Genomic DNA, 10,229 nt, shown 5'->3' with positions numbered 1-10,229 from the left:
ACGAATTACCGATTTCTGTCCCACTCTCTTGCGGTTTATTGATTATGTTTCCAATTGCTGTAAATCCCAAAAAGAATGATCCAGATGGTTGCTCCAATCGCTCCAATGTATGTTGATTCTTGCAAGAAGAGACAAACGAATACAAAGAGGAAGAAAACAATGGTCAATGGATTCAACACTTTATAGGCTGGCATGACAAAACCATCTGGCATAAATTCTTTCGATTTACGGTACTTAAGATGGGCAAGCATAGTCAAAATGTAAATAGCAATGTAGACACCAGAAGAAGATGCCGTAATCAAGGCAAAGGCATCTGAGACACCTGGCAAGACATTGATAAAGGCTGAAACAGCAACCACAATCGCAGAAAAAATAATCGCCCGACTTGGAATTCCCATACGAGATAAGCTATTCAGTTTCAAACGATTCATCACTTTACTGTTTGGTGTTTCTTTTGCAATCTGGTACAAGTGACGCCCTGTTGAATAGAGAGTAGAATTCAAGGAAGATGCCGCAGCTGTCAGTACAACAAAATTAATCAATCCTGCTGCCCACTTGATTCCTACCATCTGAAAGACTGTTACAAACGGTGACTTATTGACAGGAAGCTGTTGCCAAGGGAAAATAGCCATAATCGCCAACAAAGCTCCTACATAAAAGATCACAATCCGGATTGGAATTTCTTTAATAGCTTTTGGCAATACTTGTCGGGGATTAGCTGTTTCAGAAGTAGTAATTCCGACAAACTCGATCGCTTGATAAGCAAAGAAGACCATTTGGAAGGCCATGACGAACTTGACCCAACCATTTGGAAACATTTGAAAACCATTGGTAATGTTACTTAAGCTAGCGTGTCCAGCTGGTGTTTCAAAATTCGTCGTCACCATAAAGATTCCTGTTGCGATCAAGGCTAAAATAGTGACAATCTTGATCATTCCAAACCAGAATTCAACCTCTCCAAAAACCTTCACAGCGATCAAGTTTACACAACTTAAGAGCGCTAAAAAGATAATTTGAATCTGCCAGGCTGGCCAATTTGGAAACCAAAGCTGGACATAGTTGGAAACAGCGGTGATCTCTGCCATTCCCAAAAATACCAAGGAGACCCAATAGGACCATCCTGAAAAATAACCCCAACCTTTTCCTAGATACTTGGTGATAAAGTTGATAAAGGTGTGTTGATCAGGATCCATATAGAGCATTTCTCCGATCGCCCGCATCATCAAGTACATGAAGGTGCCAGTCAGCATATAGACTAAAATAATAGAGGGACCTGTCAAAGAAAGGGAACGACCAGCTCCAAGAAAGAGCCCTGTCCCGATGGTTCCTGCAATAGCGATCAGCTGAACATGCCGATTTTGCAGACCACGAACCATCCCATTTTCGGTTTCTTCACCAGGATGATGTTTTTTTGACATATGATTACTCCAATTCTTTTTCTGTACATTTTCAGAAAAGTATACTTCAAATTTTCACACAATCTACTATACCATGTTTTTAAAAATTGGTCAATCTAGTCCAGAATATTCTGAATTTTATAGATTAAAAAGAGTTCTGGAGTCTCTTCCAGCACTCTTTTGCTTATGAATTAGGGTCATCGAGGCTACGGCCATGCAAACCTTTTTCACGTTGCACTTGGCGTAGTTTCTCAGGTGTTACATCGTTACCTTCTTCATCCACAATTTTGATACCTTCAATGTGGTGACGAACCGAACGACGATAACCTTCAATGTATTCTTCACGAAGTTTTGCTTGCTCCACTGTTTCTTCTGGAGTCAAACCTTCTGTTTTTTTCTTTTTAGCAAGCTCATTGATTCGAGCGATTTTTTCAGGTGTCATAATAAAACCTACTTTCTACCCGTCATCAGGTACTTATTTTGTGTTCAATTGGTTGAAGGCTGCAACAGCATTAGCTTTCGCTACAAGGCCTGCAAGAAGGGCCAAACGGTTGTTTTTAACAGCCTCATCTTCTGCCATTACCATAGTATTGTCAAAGAAAGCATCAATGACTGGGCTAAGAGCAAAGAGTTGAGCCAATTTGTCACTTGCTGAACCAGTCAATTCAAGCTCTTCAATCGCTTTAGAAAGGGCTTTTTCTTGATCATTTTCAAAGAGACTAGCGTCGACTTCTACTGAAGCATCTGCTTTTTCTGCCAAGTTGAAAGCACGAGAGAGGGACTCAACAGCCGCCTTGTAACCATCCGTCTTCGCAGCTTCTGAAAGAGCTTCAGCTGCTTCCAGCATATCAGCCACGACAAAGTTTGAACCAGCAAGAACAGCGTCTTTGATATCTTTTGGTGTGCGTCCCATCATCTTGTCCACACGCGCCTTGATGAAGTTGAGCACTTCTGCTTGATTGTCATAAGAAAGACTATCAAACGACAGACCGTAAAGGCTGTCAATCAACTCATCCATAGGGATATGCCAACCAAAGGCATCCAAGATACGAACAATCCCTTGTGTTGCACGACGAAGTGCATAAGGGTCATTGGAACCTGATGGAATCAAGCCAACTGAGAAGAAGGAAAGAAGGGTATCCAATTTATCTGCAAGGGCAAGAATGGCACCAACCTTAGTCTCTGGAAGGGCTCCGTCTGCTGAATCAGGAAGGTAGTGCTCACGGATAGCTGTCGCAACCGCAGCATCTTCACCAGCAAGGAGGGCGTATTTTTCACCCATGATTCCTTGCAATTCATCGAACTCTCCGACCATACCCGTCAAGAGGTCAAATTTGTAGATTTCAGCTGCACGAGCGACGGCTGCCGTTTCTTCAGCAGTCAAACCAGCTTGCTCAGCTAGTGACGCTGCAATGACACCCGCACGCGCCATGTGTTCTGAAAGAGAACCAATTTTTTCATGGAAGGTCACGTTGGCCAATTTAGCAACGAGGTCTTCAATCTTAAGTTTTTGGTCTTCACGCCAGAAGAATTCACCATCTTCGAGACGCGCCACCAATACTTTTTCATTTCCTCGGATAACATTTTCCAAGTGCTCAGCGTTCCCATTACGAACTGAGATGAAGTTTGGTTTCAGCTGACCATCAAGGTCACGTACAACAAAGTAACGTTGGTGCGTTTCCATTGAGGTCACCAAAACTTCTTCTGGAACATCCAAATATTTAGTGTCAAAACTTCCCATAAAGGCAGTTGGGTATTCGACCAAGTTCAAGACTTCATTCAAAAGTCCTTCTTCGATTTGGACTTGAACACCTTGTTCTGCTTCGATGGCTTTGATTTGCTCACGAATCATGTTTTCACGTTCTTTGCTATCCGCAATCACGTAAACGGTACGAAGGTCTTCTTCATAAGAATCCGCATTGGTAATTTCCACTTCATGTCCAAGGAAACGGTGGCCACGACTCACACGACCTGAATGGATATCCAAGAAATCAAGGTCGAGCGCTTCGTCGCCCAAAAGAACGATCAAGGTGTGAACTGGGCGAATGTATTCAAATGTGTTGTTAGCCCAGTGCATGCTGACAGGGAAGGTCAATGAAGCAAGCACTTCTGGAACGCCAGCCAAGACTTCTTTGGCAGGTTTACCAGCTTCGTGTTTCGTGACATAAACGTACTCTTCACCTTTGACTTCACGGAATTCGATATCATCAACCGTCAAGCCTTTCCCACGAACGAATCCTTGAGCCGCTTTTGAGAAGTTTCCATCTGCATCCAAGGCGATTTTCTTAGAAGGTCCTTTAAAATCTTCAGTCAAATCCGATTGTTGATCTGCTAAACCAATCACACGGACAGCCAAACGGCGTGGTGTTGAGAAGGTTTGAATGTCTTCGTATGAAAGTCGGTTGTCATCCAAGAAGGCTGCCATTTTTTCACCGAGTTGTTTTTCACTTGGTGTGACAACGTAGGCTGGTAACTCTTCAAGTCCAAGTTCTACTAATAAGTTTTTTGTCATGTTTTTTCCTTTACAAAATTCTTCTTTTTGATAGGCACCTTAGGTACCGGGGACGTCGCTAACTAACTTTGTGAGGCTGTAGGGAAATCTTCTGTCTTCTTGACATCGATTTCCAACGGTCTCATCAAAGTGGATTTAGCCAACTGATTTTTGAACCTCACGTTTCAAAAATCCCCATATAGCAGTACGGCGGTGCCTATCCCTTTAGCAAGTCTCCGACTTGCCTCTGGGTTCCATATGGGCTCACTTTGTTTGCCCATTTTCCATTCTTGTAACTCTTTTTATTCTTCCTCTTCTGCTAGGAGTTTTGCGCGTGTGGCTTCGTCGAGAAGTGGGTAACCAAGTTTTTTACGTTCTGCGACGAAGGTTTTGGCTACGACACGAGCCAAGTTACGGATGCGGGCAATATAGCCGGCACGTTCTGTAACGGATACAGCTCCACGTGCATCAAGCAAGTTGAAGGTGTGTGAACATTTCAAAACGTAGTCATAGGCTGGGTGAACAAGGCCCAATTCCAAAGCACGTCCTGCTTCTTTTTCAAATTTTTCGAAGTTTTCAAGAAGCATATCTTGGTCAGAAACTTCAAAGCTGTATTTTGAGTGTTCATATTCTGGTTGAAGGAAGATTTCTCCGTATTTAACGCCTGGAGCCCACTCAATATCGTAAACAGAATCGACTTCTTGGATGTAAGAAGCCAAACGTTCCAATCCGTAAGTGACCTCAGAAGTTACCGGACCAGTTGCCAATCCACCAACTTGTTGGAAGTAGGTGAACTGAGTGATTTCCATACCGTCAAGCCAAACTTCCCAACCTAGACCAGCTGAACCAGTCGATGGGTTTTCCCAGTTATCTTCAACGAAACGGATATCGTGCTCCAAAGGATTGATCCCCAATTTTTCCAATGACTCAAGGTAGAGTTCTTGGATGTTTGATGGTGATGGTTTCATGACCACTTGGAATTGGTGGTGTTGGTAAAGACGGTTTGGGTTTTCCCCGTAACGACCGTCCGCTGGACGACGAGATGGCTCTACATAAGCCGCATTCCATGGCTCAGGACCAATGGCACGGAGGAAAGTATATGGACTCATTGTTCCCGCACCTTTTTCATTATCATAAGCCTGCATGAGCATACAACCCTGGTCATTCCAGTATTGTTGCAAAGTCAAAATAATTTCTTGAAATGTTAATTTCTTAGACATTAAATACTCCTTGATTTAAATGATTTCTTGCGACACGAGTCTGCCTCGTCGATCATACGAGGCAAGACGAGTTAGTACTGCGTTTAGCTCAGGCACCCTAGTGCTGAGCGTGGGGCAGTCCGACTGTATGGAGGTCTCTGCCACTAACGCAGTGAAAGGTTAGTTTTTTAGACATTGCATACTCCTTTTTCATAAAGTTTCTTGTGACTCAGGATACAAAAAGAACCGTGTCTTCGCTCCTAAGTCTGTGACCTAGGGGCGTCAGAAACGCGGTTCCACCCTAATTTATTACTTCATTTTATCTTACTTTACTCAGCTTTTTACTGAGAGAAAGCGCCACTTGCTTACTTTGCTCTACTTGGCTCTCACTATCCCAAGCTCGCTAGAAAAACGCCGTAAGCCCTTCTTTCTTGACTAGTATTATAGCAGATTTTTAGTGACTTGTAAATTAAAATCCGCATGAAACAATCGTTTCATACGGATTTTAGGCTAACAAACAATAATGTTTTTCTTATGGACGTCTTGCAGCTTTTGGTTTTTTACCATGGAGTTTTTTCTTGGCATTTTTCAAGGCTGTCAAAGCATCTTTCACATCTTGTTGGCTTGCTCCTGGATTTGAAAGGATGGTTTGTGCATCCTTGAAGGCTGCTAGGTAAGCTTCTTTTTCTTCATTTCCAGCATAGATGAATTTCGCATTCTTTTCTTGGAACTTCAATTCTTCCTTGATGTATTTTTCAAGGCTTGAAAAATCAGTTGCTTTCCCGTTTAATTTTCCTTCCGCACGGCTAAGCTCAGCAAGTGCTTGATTGATTTGTTCTTGTTTCACAGTTGGATCAACTGCAAGCAAGGCAACTGTTTGGAAAGCACGATCGTAGTCGCGACGTACTTTTTCTTTGGCATTGGCATAACGACCAGTTTTAGTCGTAGCATCGTAAGCCTGCATGGCTTCTTTCAAGGCCGCAACGTTTGAATCTTTCCCATCCAAAGCTTGGCTGGCAGCTTCAAGACTAGCTAGAGCTTGGTTGACTTGCTCTTGACTAACCTTGTTGGTCAAGGCTGCTTGGGCAGCTTGCAAGGCTTGATCATAGGCTTCCTTCTTATCCGCACTGGCATTGAAGTATTGCGCTGTCTTTGTAACATCTGCTTGCTTGTTCAAAGCAGCTAAGAGATCCACTTTTGAGATCACTCCAATACGATAATTGTTGTTGCGCCCTGCGACAACTGAGATCACTGGCGCTTCCTCAGCTAGTTCATAGCCTGTAGGAAGAGTTGCAATCAAGGTATATTGACCAGTTGCTACAGATTTACCAAAGCCATTTTTACCATATTTTTCAGCAGGCAAGACAAAGTTTTCACCATCTGCCCCTTTTAATACGATCGTAGCTGCTTTTGAAACCGGTTGATCAAAGCTGATGCTAACTGGTGCATATTCTAAAGTATTGGCAAGAAAAGCAATCGTTTGGAAACTATTATCCTCTGTCAAATCAAATTCTTGTGTCAAGCTGCTGACAAATTTCACTTCTGTACGATCATACGTAAAGATTTCTGCAGTATAATGACCAAAGTTCAAGAAGTTAATATCTTTTGTCTTATCAACTGACACGTATTGGCCGTTGCTATCTTTGATTCGGTAAACATACATAGTATCCAAATCTTTGTTGGTTTTAGCGTCACGAACTGCAATTTGAACCCGACCACTATTTTGATCCCGAACTAAATCAGCTAGTGAAACATAATCTACGTTCCCCGCAAAGTCTTCTACATAGTAGTAGATATTCTTCTTATCGATGTTTTCAGGAAGATCGAAGCTACCATCTGCATTGGCCTTGATCACATGATAATTTTCAAGCACACGTGTACCATTCTTATCTTCACTGGTTTGGACCATTGTCCCCTGATCATCGAATGGAGTCACGTAGACGAGTTTTTCAGTTAAGATACCACCATCGCCAACATCTTTGGCTTTACGTGCTACAAACTGTTGAGCCCCATCTTTGAAACGGATATATCCAGATGTGATCACTGGTTTTTGAGTATCGACTTGAACCTTGAAGGTCGTTGACTGCTCCTCAGCTCCAGGAACCATTGGTGTGTAACGAATGACATAATCATATACACCATCTGCTACTGCTTTCCCATTTGCATCGGTACCATTCCAAGCAGTATTATCTAACGTGTAGCTACGTGGGTTCTTTTGATCACCGTTGAAGAAGTTCTTACGATGGTCAGATGGAGTTCCTTCCCACAGTGGATTTTTATGTTCCGTATCACTTGCTGCGTAGACGGTTGCACGAAGATTTTCAATATTCCGAAGAGCAACTGTCTTGTATTCGACCAGGTCTTTATTTCCATCTTCATTTGGTGAAATGGCAATGCGAACATTTCCATTCTCATCTAGTTGAAGAGAGTGAGTTCCTTCTGCATTTTCTTCAATACCAAGGACTGTAATGCGACGTCCATCTCGTTTTCCTTGTGTGAGGAGAAGGTCATTTTGAAGGGTGACGAGGGCAGAAACATTGGCACTAGAGGAGATATTCAAATCTTTTGGAACATGATAGTAGAAGCCATCTTTTCCTTCGCGAACCAAATCATAGATTGGTTTTTCAACTGCTGGAAGGTTTTGGAATTCTCCCTTGAATCCCATAAATGGCAAGCTAACCACATCCCCATCATCTGCTGGATCTACAAAACGAACAAATCCTTCAAGGAAATAGCCATTTGGCATTTCTTTGCTCAATTCTTCTGTGAATTTACTTGTATCAACTTTAACCGTTACCGTTTCAGAGCTGTGCGCTTTCACAGTTACTTCAGGCCAAGTAGTTTCTGTTAATTTACGTGGACGTAGGGTAAATTTTCCATCTTTTACTTCATCTGTATCAGTATTCACCAACATTTTCAAGGTACGATCGGTATCTGAAATATTGTGAACCGTCACATCAAAGGTAAAGCTATCTCCAACATTTCCAAGAGTGACACTTGGATAGTTGTTTTCACCAGTTACATACAAGTCTGTTGAAACCGCTGCTGCTGTATCGACAACCCCTGCACCTTGTTGACGTGGAGAAGTATAGACACCGGTTTCTTTGTCAACATGTGGTTTAGCTGTAGACATAATCAAGGCTTTGACAGTTGCAGAAACTTGTTCAGGAGTCAATTCTGGATGGTTCTTCACAAGGTATTCTTTAACCAAGGCTGCAACACCTGCTACGTGAGGTGAGGCCATACTAGTACCACTCATATCCCCGTAGGTATTGTCATTCAAAGAAGAGAAGATATTCCCACCAGGTGCTGTGACATCTGGTTTCAACTGACCATCTGTTGTCACACCCCAGCTTGAGAAATCAGACAATTGGTCTGCTTCTGGAGATGGACGGTTAGCCATGGTATTGTTAAAGACAACTTTGTAAGATCCAGCTTTAAGAGCTTCCCCATAGCGTTTTGAAATGAAGACAGATGGAATTTTCTTAGCATCTCCATCAATTGCCATTCCAAGATTAGATCCTTCTACATTATTGTAAACCATGGCCCCTACTGCACCATGATGGAGGGCATTGGCAATCTTTTCTGAGAATGGAATTTCCCCGCGTTGGATAAGCGCCAATTTACCGGTAAGATCTAGATCTTTGAAATCATCTTCTTTCCCAAGACCAACTGATACATACTCATATTCTTTACCTTTTTCAAAGTCTGTATCTGTTGCAGATTTACTGTAGTCAAACTTCCCGTTATCTACTTCTGCATTACCTTCCAAACCTTTGACTTCGAAAACCTCTGTGGTAATGATTTTATTATTGATTGAAGCAACAGAAATGGAGTCCTCTACCGTTGATGGGTTTCCGACCAAGCCGTAATCTGGATTTTCTGCAGCTGGTCTTGAATAGCCATTCCCAAAAGTATTGCTATTTCCTGCAGAGATTAGGACAGATACACCTTTAGCACGCGCCCGTTTGATGGCGTCAATGATATCTGAACCTGCATTGACCGTAGAACCAGTAGAAGATCCAAGACTCATATTGATGGTATCTGCACCAAGAGCTACAGCATCATCAATTGCTTTTACATAAAGAGCAGAACCCGTTGTTTTTTGACGATCTGAAAAGACACGCATAAACATAACTTGCGCTTCTGGTGCTACACCATAAATCTTTTCTCCGTTTCCTGCTTCTTTATCAGGATTCCCTGTTGCAATCCCTGTAACGTGCATCCCATGAGAATCTCTTTCGGCCTCTTTGATATTGTCGGTCCCATCAAAGTAGTCATAAGCGTAGACAACCTTGTCGTTGTACCATTTACCATAATCGATTCCTGCCGCTTTCTTAGCAGCTTCGATTTCTTCTTGGTTTTTAAACTTAGCTTTTGAAGGATCGGTAATCCGAAGAACCTCGTGGTTCACATCCAAGCCAGAGTCGATGACGGCGACAACCATCCCTTCCCCTTTATAGCCTTGCTTCCAGGTTTGGGGAACAGTAATAATTTCGTCACTTTCGATGCTTTGAGGTTTTTCAGCTGCCTCATGGCGATTCGTTGTTTCAGAACTTGTCGCAGTAGCCACTTCTGCTGCTTTTTCTACAGGTTTTTCCGCTACTTCCGGTTTTGTTTCTGGAACAGTAGCTGCCTCTTTCGGAGCTTCTGTTTTTTCAACAAGAGCTGCTTCTGTTGCATTCGTTGTCTTTTCAGCAACTGTTGCTTCTTTTGCAACTTCTACTTTCTCACTAGCAACTGCTGTACTTGCTTCTGTTGCTTGTGAATGCTCTTCTTCAGCAGGTGCCTGTTGAGTAGTGGCTACAAGCTGTGTTCCAGCACTCGTTTGGCTGGCCGCTTGTTCTTCTGCACTCGCTTGTGCAGATCCAAATACCAAAACAGCCCCTAATAAAACTGAGGCTACACCAAATTTGTATTTTCTTAATGAAAAACGTTCTTGTCTATTCATAGAAACTCCCCTTTTATTTTAATAGTAACTATTATAACGCAAAATTATCTGAAAATTCATTCAAAAAACAAAATGTAACACAAATGTAACATTTACGAATATTACTAACTATTAATTTATTTTCGTTCGGAAAAATGTAAATTAGTATGGGAAAGTATTATAGAACATCTGTTTTTATTGGATTTTTAAAA

At 42.2% G+C, this 10,229-nt stretch carries 5 protein-coding genes; all 5 read right to left on the bottom strand.

The features are described from left to right. Positions 1-35: 35 nt before the first annotated feature. Complete coding sequence (locus HMPREF2926_RS02065; RefSeq protein WP_070586285.1) at positions 36-1,418, bottom strand: amino acid permease; 1,383 nt, start codon at positions 1,416-1,418, stop codon at positions 36-38. Positions 1,419-1,581: 163 nt separating this feature from the next. After that, on the bottom strand, positions 1,582-1,839 hold the full coding sequence (locus HMPREF2926_RS02060) for a DUF896 family protein (protein WP_003010384.1): 258 nt from the start codon (positions 1,837-1,839) through the stop codon (positions 1,582-1,584). 33 nt (positions 1,840-1,872) lie between these two features. After that, a complete protein-coding gene (glyS, locus tag HMPREF2926_RS02055) occupies positions 1,873-3,909 on the bottom strand; it encodes a glycine--tRNA ligase subunit beta (RefSeq protein ID WP_070586284.1) in 2,037 nt (678 codons plus the stop codon). 281 nt (positions 3,910-4,190) lie between these two features. Further along, positions 4,191-5,108 carry a glycine--tRNA ligase subunit alpha gene (glyQ, locus tag HMPREF2926_RS02050; protein WP_002886077.1) on the bottom strand — a complete coding sequence of 306 codons (918 nt, stop codon included), beginning with the start codon at positions 5,106-5,108 and terminating at the stop codon, positions 4,191-4,193. Between the two features lie 511 nt (positions 5,109-5,619). Further along, on the bottom strand, positions 5,620-10,038 hold the full coding sequence (locus HMPREF2926_RS02045) for a S8 family serine peptidase (protein ID WP_070586283.1): 4,419 nt from the start codon (positions 10,036-10,038) through the stop codon (positions 5,620-5,622). Positions 10,039-10,229 lie beyond the last annotated feature (191 nt).

The organism is Streptococcus sp. HMSC078D09 (genome assembly GCF_001813675.1).
Classification (GTDB): Bacteria; Bacillota; Bacilli; order Lactobacillales; family Streptococcaceae; genus Streptococcus.
Note: the sequence above shows the minus strand (reverse complement) of the source record. Positions and strands in the feature narration are given on the sequence as shown.

Bases quoted from the DNA above. Each gene is read 5' to 3' on its own strand.
- HMPREF2926_RS02065 (WP_070586285.1), bottom strand. From the start codon at position 1,418: ATGTCAAAAAAACATCATCCTGGTGAAGAAACCGAAAATGGGATGGTT.
- HMPREF2926_RS02060 (WP_003010384.1), bottom strand. From the start codon at position 1,839: ATGACACCTGAAAAAATCGCTCGAATCAATGAGCTTGCTAAAAAGAAA.
- glyS (WP_070586284.1), bottom strand. From the start codon at position 3,909: ATGACAAAAAACTTATTAGTAGAACTTGGACTTGAAGAGTTACCAGCC.
- glyQ (WP_002886077.1), bottom strand. From the start codon at position 5,108: ATGTCTAAGAAATTAACATTTCAAGAAATTATTTTGACTTTGCAACAA.
- HMPREF2926_RS02045 (WP_070586283.1), bottom strand. From the start codon at position 10,038: ATGAATAGACAAGAACGTTTTTCATTAAGAAAATACAAATTTGGTGTA.